General features: G+C 51.8%; 27 protein-coding genes. 14 read left to right on the top strand and 13 right to left on the bottom strand.

Features of this window, described 5'->3' with window-relative positions:
- Position 1: 1 nt before the first annotated feature.
- Positions 2-730, top strand: a complete 729-nt coding sequence (locus tag ACFE33_RS15100; RefSeq protein WP_380055183.1) for a DUF1217 domain-containing protein — start codon at positions 2-4, stop codon at positions 728-730.
- Here the strand turns inward: ACFE33_RS15100 and ACFE33_RS15095 are convergent.
- The gene (locus tag ACFE33_RS15095) at positions 727-2,070 is read right to left on the bottom strand and encodes a FliI/YscN family ATPase (protein WP_380055181.1); all 1,344 of its coding nucleotides are present in this window, start codon (positions 2,068-2,070) and stop codon (positions 727-729) included. The genes ACFE33_RS15100 and ACFE33_RS15095 overlap by 4 nt on opposite strands.
- Positions 2,071-2,152: 82 nt before the next feature.
- Here ACFE33_RS15095 and ACFE33_RS15090 point away from each other — a divergent pair, with 82 nt between their 5' ends.
- Genes ACFE33_RS15090 through ACFE33_RS15050 form a run of 9 tightly spaced genes read left to right on the top strand, consistent with a single transcriptional unit; the run spans position 2,153 to position 6,684 of the window.
- Positions 2,153-2,536, top strand: coding sequence for a FlgB family protein (locus ACFE33_RS15090; RefSeq protein WP_380055178.1), 384 nt, complete (start codon positions 2,153-2,155; stop codon positions 2,534-2,536).
- 13 nt (positions 2,537-2,549) lie between these two features.
- Positions 2,550-2,942, top strand: coding sequence for a flagellar basal body rod protein FlgC (gene flgC, locus ACFE33_RS15085; protein ID WP_380055175.1), 393 nt, complete (start codon positions 2,550-2,552; stop codon positions 2,940-2,942).
- 12 nt (positions 2,943-2,954) lie between these two features.
- Positions 2,955-3,236 (top strand): flagellar hook-basal body complex protein FliE, encoded by a 282-nt coding sequence (gene fliE / locus ACFE33_RS15080; RefSeq protein ID WP_380055172.1) that lies wholly within the window; start codon positions 2,955-2,957, stop codon positions 3,234-3,236.
- Positions 3,237-3,239: 3 nt separating this feature from the next.
- On the top strand, positions 3,240-3,506 hold the full coding sequence (locus ACFE33_RS15075) for a flagellar biosynthetic protein FliQ (RefSeq protein ID WP_380055170.1): 267 nt from the start codon (positions 3,240-3,242) through the stop codon (positions 3,504-3,506).
- A 2-nt stretch (positions 3,507-3,508) separates the two neighbouring features.
- Positions 3,509-4,222: a flagellar hook-basal body complex protein gene (locus ACFE33_RS15070; RefSeq protein ID WP_380055167.1), complete on the top strand. Its 714-nt coding sequence runs from the start codon at positions 3,509-3,511 to the stop codon at positions 4,220-4,222.
- Between the two features lie 16 nt (positions 4,223-4,238).
- Positions 4,239-5,024, top strand: coding sequence for a flagellar basal-body rod protein FlgG (flgG, locus tag ACFE33_RS15065; RefSeq protein WP_380055164.1), 786 nt, complete (start codon positions 4,239-4,241; stop codon positions 5,022-5,024).
- Positions 5,021-5,440, top strand: a complete 420-nt coding sequence (flgA, locus tag ACFE33_RS15060; protein ID WP_380055161.1) for a flagellar basal body P-ring formation chaperone FlgA — start codon at positions 5,021-5,023, stop codon at positions 5,438-5,440. Before flgG ends, flgA begins: the two co-directional genes overlap by 4 nt.
- 14 nt (positions 5,441-5,454) lie before the next feature.
- Positions 5,455-6,180, top strand: coding sequence for a flagellar basal body L-ring protein FlgH (flgH, locus tag ACFE33_RS15055; RefSeq protein ID WP_380055149.1), 726 nt, complete (start codon positions 5,455-5,457; stop codon positions 6,178-6,180).
- 9 nt (positions 6,181-6,189) lie between these two features.
- Positions 6,190-6,684: a flagellar basal body-associated protein FliL gene (locus ACFE33_RS15050; protein ID WP_380055146.1), complete on the top strand. Its 495-nt coding sequence runs from the start codon at positions 6,190-6,192 to the stop codon at positions 6,682-6,684.
- Between the two features lie 39 nt (positions 6,685-6,723).
- Here ACFE33_RS15050 and ACFE33_RS15045 read toward each other — a convergent pair whose 3' ends face one another.
- The 10 genes from ACFE33_RS15045 to fliL all read right to left on the bottom strand — a co-directional run bounded on the left by ACFE33_RS15045 (position 6,724) and on the right by fliL (position 17,941).
- Positions 6,724-8,955, bottom strand: coding sequence for an NADP-dependent isocitrate dehydrogenase (locus ACFE33_RS15045; RefSeq protein WP_380055143.1), 2,232 nt, complete (start codon positions 8,953-8,955; stop codon positions 6,724-6,726).
- A 177-nt stretch (positions 8,956-9,132) separates the two neighbouring features.
- Complete coding sequence (locus ACFE33_RS15040; protein ID WP_380055140.1) at positions 9,133-9,474, bottom strand: hypothetical protein; 342 nt, start codon at positions 9,472-9,474, stop codon at positions 9,133-9,135.
- A 1-nt stretch (position 9,475) separates the two neighbouring features.
- A complete protein-coding gene (locus ACFE33_RS15035; RefSeq protein ID WP_380055138.1) occupies positions 9,476-10,558 on the bottom strand; it encodes a flagellar biosynthesis protein FlhB in 1,083 nt (360 codons plus the stop codon).
- A complete protein-coding gene (locus ACFE33_RS15030; protein ID WP_380055135.1) occupies positions 10,558-11,325 on the bottom strand; it encodes a flagellar biosynthetic protein FliR in 768 nt (255 codons plus the stop codon). Before ACFE33_RS15030 ends, ACFE33_RS15035 begins: the two co-directional genes overlap by 1 nt.
- On the bottom strand, positions 11,322-13,409 hold the full coding sequence (gene flhA, locus ACFE33_RS15025) for a flagellar biosynthesis protein FlhA (RefSeq protein ID WP_380055133.1): 2,088 nt from the start codon (positions 13,407-13,409) through the stop codon (positions 11,322-11,324). The genes ACFE33_RS15030 and flhA overlap by 4 nt, the downstream gene beginning before the upstream one ends.
- A 70-nt stretch (positions 13,410-13,479) precedes the next feature.
- Entirely contained in the window at positions 13,480-15,543 is a 2,064-nt protein-coding gene (locus tag ACFE33_RS15020; RefSeq protein ID WP_380055130.1) for a hypothetical protein, read from the bottom strand.
- A 65-nt stretch (positions 15,544-15,608) separates the two neighbouring features.
- The gene (gene motA / locus ACFE33_RS15015; protein ID WP_380055128.1) at positions 15,609-16,478 is read right to left on the bottom strand and encodes a flagellar motor stator protein MotA; all 870 of its coding nucleotides are present in this window, start codon (positions 16,476-16,478) and stop codon (positions 15,609-15,611) included.
- Position 16,479: 1 nt separating this feature from the next.
- Entirely contained in the window at positions 16,480-17,082 is a 603-nt protein-coding gene (locus ACFE33_RS15010; RefSeq protein ID WP_380055126.1) for a MotE family protein, read from the bottom strand.
- 4 nt (positions 17,083-17,086) lie between these two features.
- Positions 17,087-17,443, bottom strand: coding sequence for a hypothetical protein (locus tag ACFE33_RS15005; protein WP_380055124.1), 357 nt, complete (start codon positions 17,441-17,443; stop codon positions 17,087-17,089).
- A gap of 9 nt (positions 17,444-17,452) precedes the next feature.
- Positions 17,453-17,941: a flagellar basal body-associated protein FliL gene (fliL, locus tag ACFE33_RS15000; RefSeq protein WP_380055121.1), complete on the bottom strand. Its 489-nt coding sequence runs from the start codon at positions 17,939-17,941 to the stop codon at positions 17,453-17,455.
- A gap of 123 nt (positions 17,942-18,064) precedes the next feature.
- Between fliL and fliF the strand changes: the two genes are divergently transcribed.
- The 4 genes from fliF to fliP are packed head-to-tail and all read left to right on the top strand — an operon-like array spanning position 18,065 to position 21,308.
- Positions 18,065-19,699 carry a flagellar basal-body MS-ring/collar protein FliF gene (gene fliF, locus ACFE33_RS14995; protein ID WP_380055118.1) on the top strand — a complete coding sequence of 545 codons (1,635 nt, stop codon included), beginning with the start codon at positions 18,065-18,067 and terminating at the stop codon, positions 19,697-19,699.
- Positions 19,699-20,301: a hypothetical protein gene (locus ACFE33_RS14990; protein ID WP_380055115.1), complete on the top strand. Its 603-nt coding sequence runs from the start codon at positions 19,699-19,701 to the stop codon at positions 20,299-20,301. Before fliF ends, ACFE33_RS14990 begins: the two co-directional genes overlap by 1 nt.
- Positions 20,294-20,575 carry a FliM/FliN family flagellar motor switch protein gene (locus ACFE33_RS14985; RefSeq protein WP_380055113.1) on the top strand — a complete coding sequence of 94 codons (282 nt, stop codon included), beginning with the start codon at positions 20,294-20,296 and terminating at the stop codon, positions 20,573-20,575. Before ACFE33_RS14990 ends, ACFE33_RS14985 begins: the two co-directional genes overlap by 8 nt.
- A 1-nt stretch (position 20,576) precedes the next feature.
- Positions 20,577-21,308 carry a flagellar type III secretion system pore protein FliP gene (fliP, locus tag ACFE33_RS14980; protein ID WP_380055110.1) on the top strand — a complete coding sequence of 244 codons (732 nt, stop codon included), beginning with the start codon at positions 20,577-20,579 and terminating at the stop codon, positions 21,306-21,308.
- An 11-nt stretch (positions 21,309-21,319) separates the two neighbouring features.
- Here fliP and ACFE33_RS14975 read toward each other — a convergent pair whose 3' ends face one another.
- Together ACFE33_RS14975 and ACFE33_RS14970 are read right to left on the bottom strand one after the other, a co-directional pair.
- The gene (locus tag ACFE33_RS14975) at positions 21,320-21,715 is read right to left on the bottom strand and encodes a DUF805 domain-containing protein (RefSeq protein ID WP_380055108.1); all 396 of its coding nucleotides are present in this window, start codon (positions 21,713-21,715) and stop codon (positions 21,320-21,322) included.
- Between the two features lie 92 nt (positions 21,716-21,807).
- A complete protein-coding gene (locus ACFE33_RS14970; RefSeq protein WP_380055105.1) occupies positions 21,808-22,707 on the bottom strand; it encodes an SdiA-regulated domain-containing protein in 900 nt (299 codons plus the stop codon).

Raw genomic sequence — 22,707 nt, 5'->3', positions numbered from 1 at the left:
AATGCACGATTCATCACCTCTCATCGGAAGGGAAGTTGCTTATTTCAAGGACAACATCGGAGAGATCGCAACTGCCCATGATCTCGTAAATGACCGCACAGTGCTAAAAGTTGCGCTCGGCGCGTTTGGTCTCGAAGCGGATTTGCCGAACAAAGCTTTCGTTGAGAAAGTACTGTCAGAAGGCTCGCTTGATGACGAAGCTTTCGCTCACCGATTATCAGATAAACGTTATCTAGAAATGGCGAAGGCGTTTGGCTTTGATATGGGCGTGCCTAACTCCGCTATTTCAAACTTTGGTGATCGCATTGCGACGGCCTACATGGGGCGCCAATTTGAAGTCGCGGTAGGTGATGCGGATGACGATATGCGCCTTGCGCTAACGGTAAAGCGAGAGATGCCCACAATATCGGGAAGTGAGATAAGCGAGAATAGCAAGTGGTTTACAATTATGGGCAATCCTCCACTTCGTCAGGTGTTTGATACAGTGTTTAATCTTCCCAGTTCTTTTGCTGCCTTGGACTTGGATCGCCAACTTGAAGTCTACCAAGAGAAAGCTGAACGGCAATTCGGATCAAGCGATCCGTCGATATTTGTTTCTGAAGAGACGCAAGAAGAACTTATCAAGCAGTATATGATACGTTCGCAGCTCCAAGCCATGAACACAAATGTTCAATCGGGCCAAGCGGCTCTAACGCTCTTGCAAAGTGCCCGATTGCCCTCCCCATTCTAATGGTTGGTCGAGGGATCAGCTTCTTTGAACGTTAGGCACTGAGCAAGTTTCTCAAAGCTTTGATTGATATTATTGCCTTCGCGAAGCGTAATAAATTCATCAAGTAGTGGCCAAGCTTCAATCGCTGCATCAATTTGTGAATCTGTTCCGTGCGAATAGAGACCCGCTTGAATCATCATTTCTGCCTTATCGTAAGTGCCAAGCAACTGCCGAGCATCACGAATACACTGGTTTTCAACTTCTGAAGCGATGGCTGGTAAGCTGCGCGATACGGATTGAAGGAGATCAATTGCCGGGAAACGTCCGCGCTCCGCTATCGAACGGTCCAATACAACGTGCCCGTCCAAAACTCCGCGCAATATGTCTGCGATGGGCTCTTCCATATCCGATCCAGCGACCAACACTGTGAATACAGCAGTAATATCTCCCGACATCCCCGCGCCCGGACCCGCTCGTTCACATAGCGCCATGATCGAAGATGAAGTAGATGGCGGAAAACCCTTCAGGCTCGCTTCTTCTCCTGAAGGTAGGGCAACTTCTCTATGTGCTTCTGCGAAACGAGTGATTGAATCGGCAAGCAGCAAAACGTGTAATCCTTGGTCGCGAAAATGTTCGGCGATCGCCATCGCAGAGAATGCGCACCTGCGTCTAATAAGTGGGGATTGATCGGACGTGGCGGCGACGACAATCGCTCGCTTCATTCCTTCGGGGCCGAGTACATTTTCTACGAATTCGCGCACTTCACGTCCGCGCTCTCCGATCAGAGCGACGACCACAATATCTGCTTGTACCCCCTGCGAAAGATTGGACAGCAGTGTGGATTTCCCGACACCCGACCCAGAGAACAAGCCGATCCGTTGCCCTTTTGCAATTGGGAGCAGAGTGTTGAATACGGCCAAACCAGTTTCCAGACGTTCCCCCATCGCGCGCCTTCCCGCCGGTTTGGGAGGTGCCGAGCGGAGTGGGCGCGCGATGGCTCCCTTGTTAAGCGTCTTGCCATCAAGCGCATTTCCCGCAGGATCAATTACGCGGCCAACCCATTGGTCGGAAGGGAACAAGACATTTGGCCCAATGAGTTTAGCCTGTGCTCCAAGAACGATTCCTTCGACATCTCCGTCTGGCAAAACAGAAACTGAGTCGGGCGCAATGTTCAGTATTTCTCCACCAATGCTTTCACCGCTAAGCCGCGTGATTTCGACCTGATCTCCTATACTGGCGCGCTTCGATAACCCCTTAATACTAAGCGTATTTTGATTGATACTCGTCACGCGTCCAATATCGAACGCAACTTGTGTTCTGCCGATCGCCGCCGCGAGCGCACTGAAATCTGAAGACTGCATTTTGTTCCCTTTTTGATCACTAACCCTTTCTAAAGGAATCACCGTTAAGAGTTAGTTGAAGCCGGTCGAGGGAGAAGCCCCGATGTTTGAAAAACTGAACATAATGCGCATGTCGCAAGCCATGACATCGCACGCAAGCACGCGCCACGCGACGATTGCACAGAACATAGCGAACGCAGACACACCTGGGTTCAAGGCCCGTGATGTTGCGGAGTTCTCTGAAACTTTTCGGGATCAGGGTTCGTCACCATTGCGAGCAACCCGCGCTAGTCATTTGAGCGCAGGTGAGGCGCATTATGCCGCCACTTTGATTATGGACGGCACGCGTGGAGCACTTTCCCCGAACGGGAACTCTGTTTCGTTGGAGACCGAGTTAATGCGCGCTGCGGAAACGCGACATCAGTTTGATACCGCAATTTCCATCTACAAATCTTCGCTGAACATTTTGCGAACGAGCATCCGCTAGAAAGGCAGGGCATATGAGTGATCTAATGAAAACGCTGGCTCTTTCAGCGAGCGGAATGCAGGCACAATCCACGCGATTGCGCCATGTTTCTGAGAATATCGCGAACACAGATACCCCAGGTTACCACCGTAAGACTGCCTCGTTCGAAGCGGTCTTGCAGGGCGGTAACCGCACGGGAGAAGTGCGCGCGGGTGACGTCAAATTGGATCGGTCGGAACTGAATAGAGTTTATGATCCTTCGCACCCATTGGCCGATGAAACGGGCCATATCCAAGGCTCAAACGTCGATTTGGTCGTCGAAATCGCCGACGCGCGCGAAGCGCAGCGAAGCTACGAGGCCAACTTGAAAATGTTCGATCAGGCGCGGCAGATGTCTTCTGCGTTGCTTGAGCTCTTACGTAAATAGAGGGAATCCAGAATGGATATTAGATCTTCCTTAGCGGCTCAGAATTATGCCGCCACGCGTCCCGCCACCGCCCCTAAACCCGAGGGCGGCGAGGCTTTTGCCAAGGTTGCGCAAGATTTTGCGACGACGCTCGCGAATGGAGAGCAACAAGCGCTGGCGGCAATGACGAGTGGCGCGGACCCTAATTCTCTGGTTCAGGCGTTGGCTCAAACCGAGCTCGCCGTAGAGACCGCAGTAGCTGTGCGCGACAAAGTCGTGGAAGCCTATCTAGAGATTCTACGGATGCCGGTGTAACGCGTGGATGAGGTCATTTTTTATGACACTTTGCGTCAAGGTTTGTGGGTGTCGGTCATCATCTCGACGCCGATCTTAACGGTTGCATTGGTGGCTGGCGTCGTTGTCGGGCTCTTTCAGGCTCTTACGTCAGTGCAGGAAATGACACTGACATTCGTGCCAAAGCTCGCGGTCATTCTGATCGTGTTTTGGATCACCATGGGCTTCATGACAGAGACGCTGGTTTCATTCTTTAAGGTCACGATCGTTCCCTTAGTAGCAGGAGTTTGAGTATGGATAACGCGGGATATACGACGCTAACAAGGCAATCTGGCCTCATGCGAGAAATGCAATCGGTGGCCAATAACCTTGCGAATATGGCGACAACCGGATTTCGCAAAGAGGGTGTCATATTTGCTGAGCACGTCGATGCGCTGGGCCGTGATGACCCGAGTTTGTCGATGGCGACTGCGGCGGTCGCGAATACGAGCTTAACACAGGGCGCCCTAACTCAAACTGGAGGAGCGTTCGATCTGGCGATTGAAGGCGACGGCTTCTTTATGCTGGAGACCCCAGAAGGGGAGCGCCTGACCCGAGCGGGAACGTTTACGCCAAATGCCAATGGCGACCTTGTTTCGCACGATGGAATGCGTCTGTTAGATGTTGGCGGAACACCGATCTTTGTTCCGCCTGACGTGAGCGATTTCCAGATTTCGGCGGACGGAACCCTGAGCGCGAATGGCGACCCGCTTGCACAAATCGGTTTATTCGTGCCGCGCGAAACGCATGCAATGCGGCGCGAAGATGGTGTTCGGTTCTCGGTAAATGGTGAGGTGCAACCTGTTGAAAACCAGACCATTCTTCAAGGTTATGTCGAGGATTCAAACGTAAACCCCGTTGCCGAGGTGTCGCGATTGATCGAAGTGCAGCGAGCTTACGAGCAAGGTCAGGGTTTCTTAGAAAAAGAGGATGAGCGCATTCGTTCGGTCCTTCGAGTTTTGGGTTAATAGGAAAGGACAATTCATGCGTGCGCTAGCAATTGCCGCGACGGGGATGGCCGCTCAACAGATGCGGGTTGAAACGATTTCCAACAATCTCGCGAATATGAACACAACGGGCTATAACGCTCGCCGTGCCGAGTTTGCCGACTTGCATTACCAGCAGCAAACTCGCGCTGGCACAATTAACGCTTCGGATGGCACGATTTTGCCAACTGGTGTGCAGCTAGGCTTGGGTGTTCGTCCGTCATCTATAACCGTTGAGCTTGCACAAGGTAGCCTCTCTGAAACGGGAGGAGACTTGGACCTTGCAATTGACGGTGACGGTTATTTGGAGGTGACACTACCGTCAGGTCAGTCCGCCTATACGCGGGACGGTGGGCTTCAGCGGTCGGCAGATGGTCTTGTAGTAACTTCTGACGGCTATGCGGTTGCGCCAGAAATAACTATTCCGGCTGATGCGCGGAGTATCTCGATCAATGCTGAGGGCGAAGTCTACGCCTACTTCTCTGATCGGGTTGAGGCGGAGTTGCTCGGGCAGTTTACGGTGGTCGGGTTTTCGAATTCCAAGGGGCTTGAGGCAATCGGGTCAAATCTGTTTCTAGAGTCATCTGCTTCTGGCGGACCGAATGTGAGCACGCCAGGTGAAAATGGCCTTGGAACCTTGCGTCAGGGCTATCTAGAGAGTTCTTCCGTTGATGCAGTGCGCGAGGTCACGGAGCTAATCGAAGCACAGCGTGGATACGAGTTGAACGCCAAGGTGTTAACCGCAGCAGATCAAATGCTCGGCGCAACAACGCAGATCCGATGAGGGCGCTAGTATACTTCATAGTTTGTGTTCTTGTGTTGGCTGAGGCCCATGCGGACACCATGCTTGCGGCACGAACAATCCCGAGCCGCACAGTCATCACGTCTGACGATTTTACGGTTAGTACAGACACTATTCCTGGCACGTTCCAGACCCCCACAGATGTGATCGGCCTGGAGGCGCGCACAACTATTTACGCTGGACGTCCTATTCGCCGTGCGGAAGTTGGATCTCCTGCAATGGTCGAGAGAAATCAAATCGTTACCCTTACGTATATTGATGGTGGTTTGAATATTTCGGTCGAGGCGCGGTCGCTTGGACGCGGCGGCGCGAATGATGTTTTGCGTTTCATGAACCTTGCCTCTCGCACGACCGTTTCAGGGGTCGTTCAGGCGGATGGTTCGATTTTAGTTCAATAGCAATAGAGGCCAATATGCATAGAATTCTAAGTTTCCTATACGTCTTGTTTCTAGCGGGTTGCCAGTCTCTTGGTGATGTTGGGAAGGCTCCAGAATTTACCGAGACAAGGGGATCTCTTGAGTATTCTTCAATGATGTCGCCGGGATTTCCTGCGCAACTGACGCCTACACAACGGCGAGATGCAGCTTCACTTTGGAGTGCGGAGCGACAGTCATTGCTGGGGGATCGACGCGCTTTAAGACGTGGAGATATTCTAACGGTTGTAATCGAAATAGATGAGAAGGCTGAGATATCGAATACGACCTCCCGAAAACGCACAGGCAAGACCTCGATGGGTATCCCTTCTTTCTTTGGCTTACCCCAGCGCGCTAACGAAAAATTGCCAATTGGCGCTAATATGGCTGACGCGGTAGAGACCAATTCGGCGACGAGTCACTCGGGAAATGGTTCTGTGCGCAGGAACGAGAAACTGACGCTACGGGTCGCCGCGACGGTCGTTGATGTGCTGCAAAACGGCGTGTTTGCAATCGAGGGATCACAAGAGGTGCGCGTAAACTTCGAAATTCGCGAGTTGCTCGTCTCGGGCTATGTTCGACCAGAAGACATCTCCCGCCAAAACCAGATCACCTATGACAAAATCGCCTCCGCGCGAATTTCCTATGGTGGGAGGGGGCAAATCACTCAGGTGCTACAGCCAGCCTACGGTCAGCAGATTAACGACATCATTTTGCCGTTCTAGGGGGATTGGATGAAAATTATCTTGTTTCTTGTCCTTACAGTTCTCGGAGTCGGAGGCGGCATCGCGGGAGGACTAACCCTTCGAGAGCTGGCCGCCGAGAATGATACCTGTACGCCTACAAGTGACGAGATAGTTGGCGACATTGCTGAGCCGCGTAGTGCGAATTTGGACGAGTCTTTGGAGTATGTGAAGCTAAGCAATCAGTTTGTCGTACCGACCATCAATGACGGCCAAGTTGGTGCATTGGTCGTGATGGTTTTGAACTTAGAAGTCGTTGAAGGATATCGCGAAAAGGTTCTGGCTTTTGAGCCTAAGCTGCGAAATGCATTCCTACTGGTTCTGTTTGATCATGCGAACGCTGGCGGGTTCGGTGGTGTCTTTACCAGCAGTAATAATCTGGTGATCTTGCAGAATTTGCTGCTCGAGGTTGCAAAGACGGAACTAGGTAACGCCGTAACCGACGTTCTGATTTCAGATGTCGTTCGGCAGGACGTGGCAGGCTAGGGGCGCCAACAGATATTGGCGCCCACAATTATTCAACCGTTACCCAATAATGGCATTGAGGGTCGCGCTTGGGCGCATGACCGCAGCGGTTTTGTCAAAATCGCCGTGGAAGTAGCCACCAAGCTCAACAGATTTACCCTGCGTAGAAGCAAGTTCCGCAAGTATCGCATCTTGGTTCGCCGCAAGTTTCTCGGCGATCGGCGCAAAGTGTGCGGCAAGCGCGGCATCTTCTGTTTGAGCGGCAAGAGCTTCGGCCCAGTATAGAGCAAAGAAGTAGTGGCTGTCGCGGTTATCAAGCTGCCCCACTTTGCGTTGCGGTGACTTGCCTGCGTCCAACAACTTCTCAGTTGCTTCTTCGACAGCACGTCCAAGGATTGCAACTCTCGCATCACCTTTTGTGTCGGCTAGGAACGCTAGAGATTCACCCAATGCGCAGAACTCGCCAAGTGAATCCCAGCGAAGGTGTCCTTCTGACATCAATTGCTGAACGTGCTTTGGCGCAGAACCGCCGGCACCAGTTTCGAACAATCCGCCGCCGTTCATGAGCTTCACGATCGAGAGCATTTTGGCAGATGTGCCCAATTCCAAGATCGGGAACAGATCGGTGAGATAATCACGCAACACGTTACCAGTAATAGAAATCGCGTCTTTTCCTTCGCGAATGATCTCCAGGCTGCGACGCGTCGCATCGCGAGGCGACATAATTTCAATGCCAAGGTCATCTGCGTTCTCTGCGCTCAGAATTTCTTTTACGATCTTGATGAGCTGAGCGTCATGGGCACGGTTCTCATCCAGCCAGAAAATTGCAGCCGCGCCTGTAGCCTTTTGACGGCTAATTCCAAGCTTCACCCAATCTTCGATCGGAGCGGCCTTAACAGTCGATGAACGCCAGATGTCGCCCTTTTCTACAGTATGCTGATGAAGCGTCTCACCATTTGCCAATACATATCGGATCGTACCGTTTGCGGGCGCTTCAAAAGTTGTCGGGTGCGAGCCGTATTCTTCGGCTTTTTGCGCCATCAGCCCAACATTAGAAACGGAGCCTGAGGTTGTAGGATCAAGCGCGCCAGTTTCTTTAAAGTAATTAATCGTTTCGTCATAGATACCAGCATAACAGTTGTCAGGAATGACGCATTTGGTATCCGATGGCTGCCCGTCCGGGCCCCAGCCTTTGCCGCCAGCGCGAATGACCGCTGGCATCGAGGCGTCGATGATGACATCCGACGATACGTGCAGGTTCGTAATACCTTTGTCGGAATCCACCATATAAAGCGGTGGTTTTTCGGCGAGCGCAGCATTGATGTCACTAGAGATTTTAAGCTTCTCGTCCGCGGGGAGTTCGTCAATTTTGGACAGAAGGGCACCAATGCCCTGATTGGGGTTCACGCCGAGGTCCGCCAGTGTGGTACCGTGTTTGGCAAAAACATCTTCGAGATATACCGAGACGAAATGTCCGAAAATGATCGGGTCGGACACCTTCATCATTGTCGCTTTAAGATGCACAGAGAACAATACGCCCTGCTTTGCGGCGTCTGCGATTTCGGATTTGATGAACGCGCGAAGGGCAGCGGCGCTCATGAAGGTTGCGTCGACGACTGTGCCCTCGGCGAGATCAAGGCCGTCTTTCAGAACGGAAACTTCACCCGTTTCATCGACAAATTCGATCTTGGCCGCGCCAGTTTGTGCCGCTGTGATCGTTGCGGATTTCTCGTTCGCGAAGAAGTCATTTCCCGGCATTGAAGCGACGTGCGTCTTGGATGTTGACACCCATTCACCCATCGAGTGCGGGTTTTTCATCGCATAGTTCTTAACTGCTTTAGCGGAGCGGCGGTCCGAATTGCCCTCGCGTAGCACAGGGTTCACCGCGCTGCCTTTAATCGCGTCATATCGTGCCTGAAGGTTTTTCTCTTCATCGGTTTGAGGGTTTTCGGGATAATCAGGAACTGCATAACCTTGAGCCTGCAATTCTGAGATTGCGGCGGTAAGTTGCGGAATAGATGCAGAAATATTGGGAAGCTTAATGACATTTGCTTCTGGTGTTTTTACCAGTTGCCCCAATTCGGCGAGGTCATCCGACTGGCGCTGTTCAGGAGTGAGATACTCTGGAACAGTTGCGAGAATACGACCCGCGAGTGAGATATCCTTGGTACCGACGGTGACATCCACGGCGGAAGCAAAGGAGCGAATGATGGGGAGCAAAGAGGCGCTGGCTAGCTGGGGAGCTTCGTCTACAATGGTATACAATATGTCGGGGCGTTTTTTGTCGGTCATTAAGGTATGCCTTTCTGCGAATTGCTGGAGGGTGGTGCGCGTGGTTATGCGAAGCGGGTTCTAGGTGGCCGCTTTGTTCGTAGATCCTGATCGTGTTCAGTAGCGACTTAAATCAATGGCAGACGAATTTCAATCTCAGAGCGACAGAAACTACTTTTGGCCAAAGCACAAACGAATTTATTTCCGCCTTTTACGTTCCTGCGCAACAAGTTTATGGAGCACATTTTTGCGACCCGTCGCTTTTTGAACAATGCTTTTTTGTTGCTCAAACTCGACCCGTTTCCGAGCGCGCTCTTGATTGAGTTCAACAGCCTTTTGGTTCGTCCACTGAATCCATTTTGTATAAGTACCAATATCTTGGATTTCCAGTTCTACGCCCTGTTGCTTGGTTTGGGATCGAAGATCCGCGATGTGTTTTTCGACCTGCTCGAGTTCGCCCGATATTGCACGCAATTTCGCCAACTCTAAGTCTTGTGTCATCCCTGCAATGGATTGAATTTTTTCTAGACGCTCGTCCACGCTAGCCTCTTAGTGTACGGGATTTCTGGCGAATTTTTTCAGCGAACCTGATGGCCGCAGCAACGGCTTGATAATGGGAACGTTGAATTTCAGCGTCAATTTCGACGGTTGCATAGATAGCGCGAGCGGTTGGCGGGTCGCTATGGATTGGTACGCCGTTCTGCATCGCTATTTCACGAATGGCGGCGGCAATCTCGTCGACACCTTTTGCGACACAGATCGGCGCAGCGCCAGATGTCCGATCCCATTTAAGTGCGACTGCGTAATGGGTCGGGTTAACTATGATAACGTCCGCCTCTGGCACGCTTCCCATCATTTGGGTCATCGCGATCTCGTAACCTTTTTGGCGGCGTTGCTGTTTTATGTGTGGATCGCCTTCGCTGCTCTTATGCTCGTCCGTCATCTCCTTGTGCGACATCCGATTTTTGCGCATGTGTTCCTGATGCTGAAATAGGAAATCCGCGGCACCGATAACCACAGAGACAATTAGAACTATGAATAAAAACTTGATGAAGAGCGTAAACAACAGCTTCATCGCGACCTGTGGCGATAAATAGACGGTAGCTATGATTTCTTCCATATTGCCAAGAACCACAGCTCCTAGAACGATTGAAAAGATCGCGAGCTTTAGAAAACTCTTCCCAAATTCAAACAATCCGGACCTTCCAAACTTGTTCTGAGCATTTGACAGCGGTGAAATACGCGATAGCTTTGGCGCTAACTTTTCGGGGGCTACTACGAAGCTTCTTTGAGCGAGAACGGTTAGGGTCACCATGAGAGCGGGAAGGCCGAACCAGAACGCAACTGTACCCAAGAGTGAGAGGAATGGGGCGTTCAAGAGTTCTGATCCGTTTGCTTCAAACAAGAGCGGGGCAACTTGGTCAGCGCGGGAAATCATGCCCGATAGGTCTTGCCCCGCTTGCCTCAGGCTGGATCCGCCGATCGTAAAGGCAGTAATGAGAAACCCACTGTAGGAAGCAGCGGTCAGCAGGTCCGTCGAGCGGGGTATTTCCCCTTTCTTTCTGGCATCATCGAGCTTTTTCTGCGTTGGCTCGTGTTGCTTGTCGCTGTCGTCTTCACTCATCAGTGCGCGTCAAACGGGTTGGCAAGATAGAGCTCAAAAGCGTTCCACCAAATCGAAATGATGAAGGGTGCGACCACCAACATGAGCGCGAGGCTTCCGAGTGTAATTGCTGGCGCGCCGACCATGGCGACCATCAATTGCGGCATCGCGCGGTTAATGACGCCCAAGGCCACATTATAGATGAAGGAGGCAATCACGAACGGAGCCGCAAGAGAAAAAGCGAGCGAGAATGCGCGCGCGACATTCGCGACACCCCACTGCGTGATTTCACTGGGCGATGGAAAATTGCCGCCAGGAAGCATCTCGTATGAAAAAACAAAAGCGTGCGTTACTCGCACGTGCAGCCCCAGAATGGCAGCGATCGCAAGACCAGATACTAGGAAGAGTTGCCCTATGGCGGGCGTTGGCTCAGCTTGCGCGGATCCGAGAATTTGGGAAAGCGAAGTTGATTGAGCTATGATTGAGCCGGCGATTTGAAGGGAAAAAACGAGCAGTCTAAAGCCAACTCCAAGTGCAAGACCGTTGACGACTTCTGCGGCCCCTAACATCCAAATCGAGCTTCCGTCGTTGATGAAGTTCATGCCAGAGATGGGGAAGACAATTGCAGTAAACGCTAGTGCAAGTGCCAGCCGAACGCGCAACGGTATCGTTTGTTCCCCAAATACGGGCATTAGAGCAATGGCCGCCCCAATCCGCAGAAAAACGAAGAAGAACGTCGCCATTTCCGTTTTGCTAGGGTCGGCCAGCTCAATCATCGCCTCAATCATGCGGGAACCAATCCGACGAGCGAGGGTTTTGCGTCTGTGCCGATCTCTTCGAAAGAGAGCACGGGGTTGTTTATGCCCCTGGCGGACAAAACTGTACGGATGAACCGTCTTCTGAGTCTGGAAGTGACGATCGCAGGGTAAGTTCCCGTTTTAGACGCGCGTGCTACGCGATCGGCCACGCCATCTGCAAGTTTATTGAATTCAGTCGGGGGGAGGGCAACGTCAACTTGCCCGCGATCTCCGACAATTTGATGTAGATTGAATGCTTCTTCCCATTCAGGCGCGAGTTGTATCAAGGGAATTGTGCCGTCATCTCGCTTCATTCCAACCACCAGTTGGAAGCCCAACCGTTGCCGCACGTGCTCGCAGACCCCCTCCGTCGTAGGGTATGTGCCGCGCGCTTCGGCGATTGCTTCGAGAATTAGGGGTAAGTTCCGGACCGAAACTTGTTCCTCGAGCAGCATTCTCATGACGTTGAGCAGTAAATCCACGGGCACCTTTTCTGGTATTAGCTCATCTATCATTTGCTTGTTGGCAGTAGCTCGTTTCTCGTCCGATAGTTTTGTAAGTTCGCTGAGAATTTTGCGAAGCGCCTTAAGCGTTAGAAGACGAGGCAAGTTGGCTTTGATTACCTCCAAGAGATGGGTGGCAAGCACTTCGGTGGCGTTCACGACCGTGGTCCCCGAAATCGCCACTTGATCTTGATCTTCATATGAAATCCAGCGGGCAGGAGCGCCGTAGACAGGTTCGCTTACGTCATCGCCGGGCGGCAAGAGATCGGCGTCGCCCGAGATCAATGCGAGCACGCGCTCCGATTGAAGTGTATCACGCGCCTGTTCGACTCCTTGGATTCGGATGATGTAGGTGCCTTTGGGGAGCGAGGCCTCATCCGTAAGCCTAATTTCCGAAAGCAATAGTCCAAAGGATGTGGCTACATGCGAACGCATACTTTCGATGCGAGCGTCCAGTCCGGTCGCTGGATCGAGTATTAGATTGATGAGGTCGGGTGCGAATTCGACGTGTATATCATCGAGGTCCAAGACATCTCCGAGCGGTTTCGGCGCCGGCTCTGAAACCTCGGATTCTAGTGAAGTCGTTGCGGTGGCCTCTTGAGAGATGTTTTTCTTGTGAACGAACCAAGCGCAGAGTCCGAGGGTCGTGGCCCCCGCGATAAACGGAACAAACGGTAGGCCGGGGACCAGCGCAAAGAGGGCCATCAGAACGGCGACTGTGCCGAGCGCGGCAGGGTAGCGTCCTAACTGCGTCACGAGAGCCAAGTCGGTTGATCCGGTCGCGCCGCCCCGAGCAAGGAGGAGCGCTGAGGCGATCGAGATGATGACGGCGGGTATTTGAGATACTAAGCCATCTCCTACAGTTAATATTGAATAAGTTTCAAACGCTTGACTGATTGGCATGCCGTGCAAGACAACTCCAATAATCAGCCCCATCACTAGGTTAAGTAAAGTGATTAGGAGGCCTGCAACGGCATCACCTTTGACGAATTTAGAGGCACCATCGAGTGACCCAAAGAAAGTCATTTCGGCTTGATCTTTCTCACGGCGTGCTTTCGCTTCGGTATGGTCAATTGCCCCAGCGGACATGTCGGCGTCAATGGCTAGCTGTTTCCCCGGCATCGCATCCAGAGCAAAGCGGGCACCAACTTCCGCCATTCGCCCCGCGCCTTTGGTGATCACAATGAAATTGACGATGAGCAACACCCCGAAAACAACGAGGCCCAGAAAAATGCTCCCCCCCATAACAAAGCTTGCGAACCCTTGGATGACATCGCCTGCGGCACCGGGGCCCGTGTGGCCTTGACCGATAATAAGTTTCGTTGACGAAACGTTGAGTGAAAGGCGCAGCATCAATGACGCGAGCAGAACGGTCGGAAAGGCTGAGAAATCCAGTGGCCGTTCGATAAACAGCGTGACCGTAAACATAAGAATCGCGAGAGCAAAGGATGTTGCCAATCCAATATCAAGCACCCACGCTGGGACCGGAAGGATCATCATTACAATGATCGCCATAAGCGCAAGCGCAAGCAGAACCGTTGGTCGAAAAACATTCCCGATAGTTAGATTCATGTGAAGCCATTCTAGCTGTTGTACGGCTTAAATTAGCATCGAGAGTCTTAAGGAAAGGTAATGATGTGCGTTAATTGGGGGCAGTCATTGAATTTAGCAACTCAGCCACATTTGATCGATACTCGCGGCTCTTATTAATGAGTTTTCTAGCCGCCAACAGGCTTTCACTGTTGATGGTTGGCTGTAACACGATCGAGCGGTCAGTATTGGCGAGTGCCAGATCTATGGGTTCAGGAAAAGAAGAAAGTGCCGGGTTTTCCTTAGGATTCTCACCGAGACGTGCACGTTCTCTTTCCGCGAGTATGTGATCCTCTAACTTCAACGCGGCATCTAAGCGAGCTTCAGTCGCCGCCCGATTCTGAGGAAAAATGGCGGTCAGCTTAAGTGCTTCTTCGGAGTTGTTTTCCATGTTAGCTGCGCGCGCAATCAAAGTCGCAGACCACGCATCTTGCGCACTGCTTTCGCCTAGCGCTATTTGTGCCAACCGGGGAAGGCCACTATTTAGCAGCCTCTCAGAAGTATTTTGCCGCGCGGGAGGCGAAATATCTTCGCTTTGAAAGAGGGGTTCGATTTCATATGCGAAGCTTATAAAATCAGCATCGTTTAACTCCTTATTTGCGTTAATAATTGTCTTGCTTAATAGCTCTCTATTTTCGTCGCGCGATATCGCTTCGCGTTCTCTAGCGTCAATGATTGCACGAATGGCCTTTCTGGGTTCGTGCTCTAGTGAGAAAGCGTCTACGAGCAATTTGGTCACCGCTCCGTCAATGTTGGTTCCGCGCTGTTCGAACGCTAGTGTTTCGAGGGCCGTCATTGTCTTGGGAGCGAGGGGGGAGCCCGACTGCAACTCCTGCGACGCAAGCTCTAGGAGCGCGATTGTGGATGATGGGGTGTTCCCTTCGTAAATGCGGCTTAGATCACTAAGGGCTTGTGGCTTTTGGTCTTCGGCGAGAAGCAGGCGCGCGTTGGATAGGATGAATTCATCATCTGGGGCGTCATGTGTGCGTTCTAAGTGGTTACGGATTTCTGCTGCGGTGTTGCGCTTATTTGCTTGGTTTAGTGCTTCGATCAACTGAGGGCCAAGTAAGATCCGCAAATGATAGGGTAACGCAAAATACTCGCTTTTGATCGCCGCGGTGTCTTTGACCGCAATGCCGCCGAGCGCATGCCATATCGCACCGTACGTGTCACAGGATAGCTGGGCATAGAGCACCTCGCGTGTATCTATCTCACCCTGATCCAAGATATCAGCGATGGCAAATAGTAGTTCAGTGTTTTGATTCTTGGGAGATATTGCCGCGAGCGAAGCCTTCGCCTCGGCTCCGAACCCTGCATATAGGTATGCTTTAGCCAGTTGAATCCGTGAGCCATCGGCTGGCGAGTCTAGTTCGCCCGCAAGCTTACTACGTGCCTCTGCTATCCCATCGAAGATAGCGTCTGGGGTGCCCCAACTCGCGATGTCGGCGGCAAGATCAGCCGTACAATTTGTATTTATAGCTGGGGCCAAAGCTTCGGTTAATTCTCTGACGCCAAGATCAACTATGGTTGTCGCACTAACTCTGTCCGGAAGTTTTTTTTCCTCCAGATCTATCCCTTCAATAGTATTTGTAGGTTTGCTTGCAGTTGGTAGATGTTTCGGCTCTACTTCTATTAGTCCCTGACTGGCGGCACGTCCGATGCTCTCAGCCAAGCGCCGCTCCATCATAGCCAGCTCCTTCGTTTGAGTTGAGGTGAAGCTCAAAGGAAAATCATTCATAGTGTGCGCTGTGCTTTGCGCTGTTTCGTCGACTACGGCTTCGACCGAGGGGCTTTCGATGCTAAGCGGCTGTTCAAATATTGAGTTTTGCGGCGGCTTTCCGTCGATTATGTCGATAACCAGTTTATTGCCATCCAGGGTGAACGCATTTGCGTGACACGCACAGTCCGACCGTAGCTCAAAGGTTTCATCGAGTCGGATTACATCTCTTAGCCTGCCTTTTGGCATCAAGCGGAAAATATCTGAGATATCCCAGCTTAAATTGGGGTCTTCTATCCAAAGTGTATATCCGCGCTCATCGCGGCCTAATACCCATTCGGTCTGTTCTGTTATGGGAAATACTAGGCGCGAGAATTCTGGATGTTCACCTGATCGCACAGTAACCGTCTCTGCTCGGGCGGAAACGGAAAACAAGATCGAGAGGAAGAGCCAAACGAGGAGCTTCATGCGGCCTCCGACTTTACGGTTTTCAGCGCTTCCTCTAAGTCGCTGAAGCTTGGGCGGTGGTGGCTGGGCGTATTTTGGCGCCCGACTTCGATGCAAATGTTGGTTGCGTGGTTGTGCAGGTTCGCAACCAGTACGACGCGAATGAGCCCATAGAAATGAGAGTCTTCCTCTACGACTGATTGCACCTTTGCTGCGAATGGTCCCATTAACCCGTAAGCCAAAAATACGCCCAAGAACGTGCCAACCAGCGCGCCGCCGATCAGTTTGCCGAGAACTTCTGGGGGTTGATCAATTGACGCCATAGTCTTGATAACCCCTAGGACCGCCGCGACAATCCCGAGCGCGGGGAGTCCGTCCGCGAGCGACTGAAGCGCGTGACTTCCGTGCATTGCTTCGTGCAGGTTGGTTTCCATTCTCTGCTCAAGGACTTCCTCAACTTGGTGTGGATCGTCGTAATTCATTGAGGCAGAGCGAAGCGTGTCACAAATCAGAGCTACTGCCTCTTTATCAGCGAGAATCTTAGGATATCGAGTGAATATCGATGAGTTTTCGGGGGCTTCGATATGCTCTTCAAGATTCACAGGGTTCTGACGTGCAAGCCGAATGAGTTCGAATAGCAAGCAAAGCAAATCGCTGTAATCTTTGTTCTTCCATTTGACACCTTTAAAGACCTTGCCGATGTCATTTAGCGTGGATTTAGCACTGGCAACATTGTTCGAAATGAGAAAAGCGCCAAGTCCTGCCCCTCCAATCATCATCATTTCAAAAGGGAGCGATTTTAGAATGATGGACATCTTGCCGCCAGCAGCAAGGTACCCACCGAACACCATAATAAAGATGAGAGCGATTCCGACTATTCCGAGCATACTAGGAGTCCTCTTTGGGTACGTTTGCGTTTCGACCAGCAAGGATGACGCTGATTGCATAAGCAGTTTCAGGGCGCAGACCGGCAAGGACAGCCGCCGCCGCATCCGGTCTCATGCGGCTCAGAAAACCTGAGGAGAAATCGGGATCCATTTCTTCAAAGAGCAGTGCGGCTTCTTTGGGTTTCATGTTTTCGTACATCGCGGTCAGTTGCGATAAATCATCCTCCGACGCGGAGTTGGCCCGCAAGATCGTTTGTTCGAGCGCATTTTCAGCGGCGACGAGCTCTTGCAAATTCTTGCTGAACTTGGCCTCCGCGATCTGAAGTGTGTGCATTTTTTCTGCGATCGAGAGTTCCTGACTCTTGATCCGGTCCTCTCTCGCCTTCAGGTCAGCGAGCAGATTTGGTAAACCTTCGTTCGTTAGGCACGATTGTTCAGCTACATTGGTATTGGGCGACCCTAGCGCTTCGATTTCACGCGCTATGGCCGCTCCTGTTCCCGTTCCTAGACGTAGAAGGCCCGACATGGCAAACAGAGCCGCGACCAAAAGCAACGAATACCGGGTTTGGCGTTTACGCTTGGGGGTGGGTTGTTTTGCACTCATGGCTCTACCCTCTTGTCTCACGATGACGCAGAAATGGGGTGGCTTCCGAAGCCGGCGCTTGATTTGGCGTGGTTTCCTGCGGGATGTCGTGAAGTGACGCGACCAGCAGCTCAAGATGCTGCGCAGATTTTTCCGCGCGTTGGGTTAACTCCGTGAGCGATGCCGTCGATTCTTTCGCTGCATTTTGGGCTTGGGCGAGGGTCTTGGTCATGCCATCGACCTGTGCGGACATGAGTGCTACTGCGCCTCCCACGCCCTTTTCTAGATCGTTAAACTTGTTCAATCTTTTTGAAAGAACGAGGCAATAAATCGCCGCGCCCAACGCACCAGAAATCAACAATATATCTGCGATAAGAGCCATCTGCCCCTCCTAGTTGAGCACAAATTCCATGATAAGAAGGTCGCGCACGCGCCCCTCTCCTGTAACAATGTTGATGCGCCGAAGCATTTGCGCTCGAAGCATGATGAGTGCGGTGGGCTCTTCAAGATCGGAGGGCCGAACAGCCCTAAGATAACTGTTAAGCATATCTACGATTCTCGGTCGTAAATTCTCAACGTCTTTAATGTATTCGGGCTCAACTTCGAGCTGGGCGGAAAAGCGAAGATGTTTGGACTTACCTGTACCCCCGAGCGAAATAATAAGTGGGTCAAGCGGAACAAAAGCGATTCGCGGTAGTTCGTCTATCTGCTCTTTATGAGTGGCTTTTGTTGCGGCGGACTCGAGTGGAAAAATACCGAGCTGAACCACCGCAAAGCCTATTCCACCGCTCGCAAGGAAGAGAAATAGCCCTAGTAACAGGGCTTTCTTTGAGATCCTTCGGGAATTGATTCCTGCGTTCGAGATCGTAGCGTCCGACATATGTTCACCGATTAGTTTCAACAACATCGTTATAGACCGATGAAAACTAACCGATTGTTAAGGCTGTTCGGCGAAAGTCACTTTTATTGAAGTGGCAGAAGCCAAGAACAGAGGAATAACATCGTGCAACAGCTCTCGTCTGTTTGGAACTCCCTGAATACGACACGCCGCATTCTTATTATCGGTGCGACTGCGATAATGTTCGTTGCAATTCTCGCGATGTCAAAAATCGCGTCGACGCCGAAGATGAGCTTGTTGTATGCGGGTATGGACGGGAGCGCTGCTGGCGAAGTTGTTGCGGCACTTGAGCAGAAGAACGCAAATTATGAAGTGCGTGGAGAGGCGATTTATGTCGACGCCGCTCAGCGTGATGAGTTACGAATGATGCTTGCGGCAGAAGGGCTCCCAGCCAACGGCGCGCAGGGCTATGAACTTCTCGATTCCCTGACGGGATTTGGCACGACATCGCAAATGTTTGATGCGGCGTACTGGCGGGCAAAAGAGGGAGAATTGGCGCGTACAATTCTTGCCAATCCAAATATTCAGTCCGCGCGCGTTCACCTATCAAATACGTCTTCAAGCCCGTTTCAAAAGAATACCGAACTTAGTGCTTCGGTCACGGTTTCGGGAAATGCGGCCGCAATTAACGCAACAAATGCGCGGGCACTCAAATACCTCGTGGCGTCTGCTGTCGCAGGGCTGGATCCGGAAAGCGTCACTATAATTGACGGCAGGGCGGGCGTCGTGGTCGGGGGCGATGAGTTTGCGGCGAATGGGCATACTGCCGACAAGGCTGCGGAGCTACGCCGAAGTGTCGAGCGAATATTAGAAGCCCGCGTCGGCGTTGGTAAGGCGATTGTCGAGATTAACGTCGAGACCCAAACAGACCGCGAATCCATCTTTGAACGCACCTTTGATCCAGACTCCCGTGTCGCGATCAGTACAGACACTGAAGAGCGTTCAACGAATGCGAACGAAAGTGGTTCAGGCGGCGTGACAGTCGCAAGCAACCTGCCGGATGGGGATGCTGCTGCGCAAAATGACATGAGCTCAAGCCAAAATAATGAGATTCGCGAGCGCACGAACTACGAAGTTTCCGAAGTGAAACGAGAGATTATTCGCACTCCGGGGGCGGTCAAAAGGCTCACCGTTGCTGTTCTTGTGGACGGTGTTCGCTCGATAAATGCGGCTGGCGAGGAGGAGTTCGCGCTGCGAAGTGATGAAGAACTCGCCGCGCTCGGAGATTTGGTCGCCTCAAGCGTTGGTTTTGACGAAGCGCGTGGTGACATCATGACCATCAAGTCAATGGCATTCGAGCCTATCGACCAATTGGGTGAACTTGCGGATGCGTCTATTTCCTCGCCAGTTGAGTTGGACATGATGTCGATCATTCAGTTGCTGGTAGTGAGCGCGGTCGCGTTGATCTTGGGTCTATTCGTAGTGCGGCCTCTACTTGTTGGACGTTCAGTGCCGCAGCTCGAGCAAGCGGCAATCGCTCCGCCATTACCAGATTTTCAGGAGGCAGAGGCACAAGCTCTAAACGGTGAGATTGACACGTCGGATTTTCCTCATCCCGCAACGGTCACAGATTTTGATCTCCCTGAGCTCGGTGATTTACCCGCACTCCCAATGGCGGATGGATTTGCGGGGCCCGTTTCTGATGACCCTGTCGCAAGGCTACGAGAGATGATTAAGGAGCGCCAAGAAGAAACAGTCGCGACCTTGAAAAGTTGGATGGAAGATGAGGAGACAGTTTAGTGTCCAGTCCGTTTCGACTTGAAGTGTTTGAAGGCAGTAAAGGCCAACCTGCCATCATCAAGGAGCAACCAGATTCATCCGTGATCGAAGACGCGCGTCTCGAAGCGTTCGAGCAGGGTTACAAGGCTGGCTGGGAAGATTCAGTAGCTTCAAGCGTCGCAGATCAAGATAAAATATCCGCCGAGTTCGCGCGTAATCTGAGGGATCTGTCCTTTACCTATTATGAGGCACGCGCCGCAATCGTGAAGTCGTGGGAGCCGATCATTCGGGGCATGCTGACAAGTGTTCTGCCTCAAATTGCCAGAGAGTCACTTGGGCAAATCATTTGCGATGACATCATGGAGCTTTCGAAAAACAATAGCGAAGTCCCCGTATTGATTACGGTTTCACCGGATAGCACTGCAGCTCTCAAACACCTTTGCAACGAGGTTAATTATTTGCCGCTTAGCGTAGTGGAAGATCCGACATTGGGCGAAGACCAGGCACTTATCAGACTGGGCGAGAGTGAACGGTTGGTTGATCTGGACTCCGTTCTAGACGGGTTTTCCGAGGCGCTTGCCGGATTTTTTGAAATAACTGATGAGGTCCCAGCACATGGATGAGTATTCTGCGAGCGAAATGGGAGCGAACCCGTTCTCCAATGTTCCCGTTACAATAACGGTTGCTGTGGGAAAGGCACGGCCTCTGATCAAAGATTTGCTGACGATGGGGCAAAACGCTGTCCTCGAGTTGGATCGCAAAATCGATGAGCCGGTGGAGCTATTTGTCGGTGATCGGCTTCTGGCGAAAGGGGAACTTGTCGAACTCGATGGGGAAAAAACAGGGCAACTGGCAGTTCGATTGACCGAAGTCGTTGATATCCGCAATGGCCGTTAGCATGCTGTTCATCAGAGTATTAACCACAGTCGGAATCTTACTCATTTGGCCACAAATCGCGGCCGCTCAGGAGCTTTCGATTTCGTTGGGTGATGACAGCTCGATCGCTGCGCGCAGCATTCAGCTCATCGCACTAATTACCGTGCTAAGTATCGTCCCGGGCCTTGCGATCATGGTGACGTGCTTTCCATTCATTGTCACGGTATTGTCGATCCTGCGTCAGGCGATTGGCCTTCAGCAATCTCCGCCAAATATGTTGATTGTAAGTTTGGCTTTATTCCTGACGTACTTCGTGATGGAACCAGTATTCTCGGAGGCTTGGCTGAACGGGCTAGAGCCTCTCGTCCAAGAAAGCATCTCGGTGGAGGAAGCGTTCTCCAGAACACTAGCTCCGTTCCGGATATTTATGGCCGCCCGTATTGATCCTGAGACTTTCAACGAACTCGCCGCGCTACGACCGGAAGCGGTATTGGGCGAAACCGCGTCAGAGCATCCTCTGTCTCTCTTGGTGCCATCATTCCTATTGTCCGAGATAGAGCGCGCCTTTGAGATTGGCTTCTTGGTGTTTCTGCCGTTTCTCATCATTGATTTGGTGGTCGCAGCCGTCTTGATGTCGATGGGGATGATGATGGTGCCCCCAGCCGTTGTTTCACTGCCATTCAAGCTCGCGTTTTTCGTAGTTGCCGATGGCTGGACACTTATTTCATCCGCGCTGGTGCGAGGATACTTTTAGTGCAAACACCACTAGCCGTCGGCGGGTAGGGGGTTTGGGGCGCCGAAATCATTGCTGCCAGCATCACTCGGGCGCGTGTAAAAGTACAGTAGAACCAAGGCGCCGACGATTGGAACGAGGCTGATCAGCAACCACCATCCGGATTTGCTGATATCGTGTAGCCTACGAACACTCACGGCGAGATGCGGAATAAAGAGAGCAATAGCAGCCAGCGTCGAGACAGGTTGTGTTCTGACACTCGGCGACGCGTCTTCGATGACGGGTGCGCCGAATAATGCGCGGTCAATTAGATTGGTTACAAGGAGCAAAATCATAAATGCGAGAACCCACCACCAAAACTCCGATCGCGTGGCACGACCTGTGAAAGTCGCGTACTTCGAGAGAACGGTTCGAATAGCTGTGAGCATAAGATAAGATCCCTGTATGATGGTTGTTTAAGCGCCTGATTTTATTAAAGTCTGACGCATCTCAGCATGTTGCCCCTTTTCCATCAAGAAAATTATGGGGAGGTTGGTAGAGCGAAACCATAAAGATGCGAGTCTTTCCCATCATCGTTCACGATATATATCCGGCGTTCTTCAGGATCGATTGCGATGCCTTCAGCGTGCTTGATTTGGTAAGTTTTGCCATGGTTTTGGTATTTAAGTGGGTAGCTCTTTGTCTTTGAATTTGTAAGGTTGAACTCAAACAGTGTTCGCGCTTGATCACTGACAATCCATAGGTTTCCGGTGCTCGGTGAGACCGTGATGCCTGATACATCCAGTGCGCTATCTTCAATCCCCTCGACGGAGAAGCCCACCTGCTCACTTAGGAGCCAAATGTCCATTATTTCTGATAGATCAGGTGCGATGCTTAACAGAAGGCGCGGTTCGGCCTCGGTAACGACGTAGATGACACCGTTTGATCGATCAACCGTGATACCTTCTAGGCTTTTGTTCTTTGGTGTGTTCGTGCGCAATGCTGCCACTCGGTCGGCACCCGTCATATCGGAGAGCGATGTTTCCGCGATGACGCGGCGCTTAACAAGGTTGACGGTTAGTACCCTGGTGCGCTCTTCCTCCACCACAAGCGCTATATCGTCATCAAGCAGCGTAATTCCTTCGAGGTCTTTGGCGGGTATTTCGAACGATGCCTTTTCGTTTATGGAGCCTTCGGCGTCTAACGTGTAAATCGCTCCCGCGTTGTCACTAACGGACAAAAGCTCCCCCGCTCTGAACGCCAAGCCCGAGGGTTCTTTGAAGCCGTTCGAGCCATCATATATTTTGTGCTTTTCGATAAATCGTAGGGTCGAATTGTCTTGTGCCATAGCAAGCTGCGCCACTACGCAGAAGGCGATTACTGCCAGCATCACGCTTTTCTTCCATTTCGTGAGATAGCTCCTCGTATTTTGCGTGGTCAT

The organism is Falsihalocynthiibacter sp. SS001, assembly GCF_042445055.1.
GTDB lineage: Bacteria > Pseudomonadota > Alphaproteobacteria > Rhodobacterales > Rhodobacteraceae > Falsihalocynthiibacter.
This window is presented reverse-complemented; position numbering and strand designations above follow the sequence as displayed.

Excerpts from the sequence above, each read along its gene's own strand:
- ACFE33_RS15100 (WP_380055183.1), top strand. The coding sequence starts at position 2 with ATGCACGATTCATCACCTCTCATCGGAAGGGAAGTTGCTTATTTCAAG.
- ACFE33_RS15095 (WP_380055181.1), bottom strand. The coding sequence starts at position 2,070 with ATGCAGTCTTCAGATTTCAGTGCGCTCGCGGCGGCGATCGGCAGAACA.
- ACFE33_RS15090 (WP_380055178.1), top strand. The coding sequence starts at position 2,153 with ATGTTTGAAAAACTGAACATAATGCGCATGTCGCAAGCCATGACATCG.
- flgC (WP_380055175.1), top strand. The coding sequence starts at position 2,550 with ATGAGTGATCTAATGAAAACGCTGGCTCTTTCAGCGAGCGGAATGCAG.
- fliE (WP_380055172.1), top strand. The coding sequence starts at position 2,955 with ATGGATATTAGATCTTCCTTAGCGGCTCAGAATTATGCCGCCACGCGT.
- ACFE33_RS15070 (WP_380055167.1), top strand. The coding sequence starts at position 3,509 with ATGGATAACGCGGGATATACGACGCTAACAAGGCAATCTGGCCTCATG.
- flgG (WP_380055164.1), top strand. The coding sequence starts at position 4,239 with ATGCGTGCGCTAGCAATTGCCGCGACGGGGATGGCCGCTCAACAGATG.
- flgA (WP_380055161.1), top strand. The coding sequence starts at position 5,021 with ATGAGGGCGCTAGTATACTTCATAGTTTGTGTTCTTGTGTTGGCTGAG.
- flgH (WP_380055149.1), top strand. The coding sequence starts at position 5,455 with ATGCATAGAATTCTAAGTTTCCTATACGTCTTGTTTCTAGCGGGTTGC.
- ACFE33_RS15050 (WP_380055146.1), top strand. The coding sequence starts at position 6,190 with ATGAAAATTATCTTGTTTCTTGTCCTTACAGTTCTCGGAGTCGGAGGC.
- ACFE33_RS15045 (WP_380055143.1), bottom strand. The coding sequence starts at position 8,955 with ATGACCGACAAAAAACGCCCCGACATATTGTATACCATTGTAGACGAA.
- ACFE33_RS15035 (WP_380055138.1), bottom strand. The coding sequence starts at position 10,558 with ATGAGTGAAGACGACAGCGACAAGCAACACGAGCCAACGCAGAAAAAG.
- ACFE33_RS15030 (WP_380055135.1), bottom strand. The coding sequence starts at position 11,325 with ATGATTGAGGCGATGATTGAGCTGGCCGACCCTAGCAAAACGGAAATG.
- flhA (WP_380055133.1), bottom strand. The coding sequence starts at position 13,409 with ATGAATCTAACTATCGGGAATGTTTTTCGACCAACGGTTCTGCTTGCG.
- motA (WP_380055128.1), bottom strand. The coding sequence starts at position 16,478 with ATGCTCGGAATAGTCGGAATCGCTCTCATCTTTATTATGGTGTTCGGT.
- ACFE33_RS15010 (WP_380055126.1), bottom strand. The coding sequence starts at position 17,082 with ATGAGTGCAAAACAACCCACCCCCAAGCGTAAACGCCAAACCCGGTAT.
- ACFE33_RS15005 (WP_380055124.1), bottom strand. The coding sequence starts at position 17,443 with ATGGCTCTTATCGCAGATATATTGTTGATTTCTGGTGCGTTGGGCGCG.
- fliL (WP_380055121.1), bottom strand. The coding sequence starts at position 17,941 with ATGTCGGACGCTACGATCTCGAACGCAGGAATCAATTCCCGAAGGATC.
- ACFE33_RS14985 (WP_380055113.1), top strand. The coding sequence starts at position 20,294 with ATGGATGAGTATTCTGCGAGCGAAATGGGAGCGAACCCGTTCTCCAAT.
- fliP (WP_380055110.1), top strand. The coding sequence starts at position 20,577 with ATGCTGTTCATCAGAGTATTAACCACAGTCGGAATCTTACTCATTTGG.
- ACFE33_RS14975 (WP_380055108.1), bottom strand. The coding sequence starts at position 21,715 with ATGCTCACAGCTATTCGAACCGTTCTCTCGAAGTACGCGACTTTCACA.
- ACFE33_RS14970 (WP_380055105.1), bottom strand. The coding sequence starts at position 22,707 with ATGACCACGCAAAATACGAGGAGCTATCTCACGAAATGGAAGAAAAGC.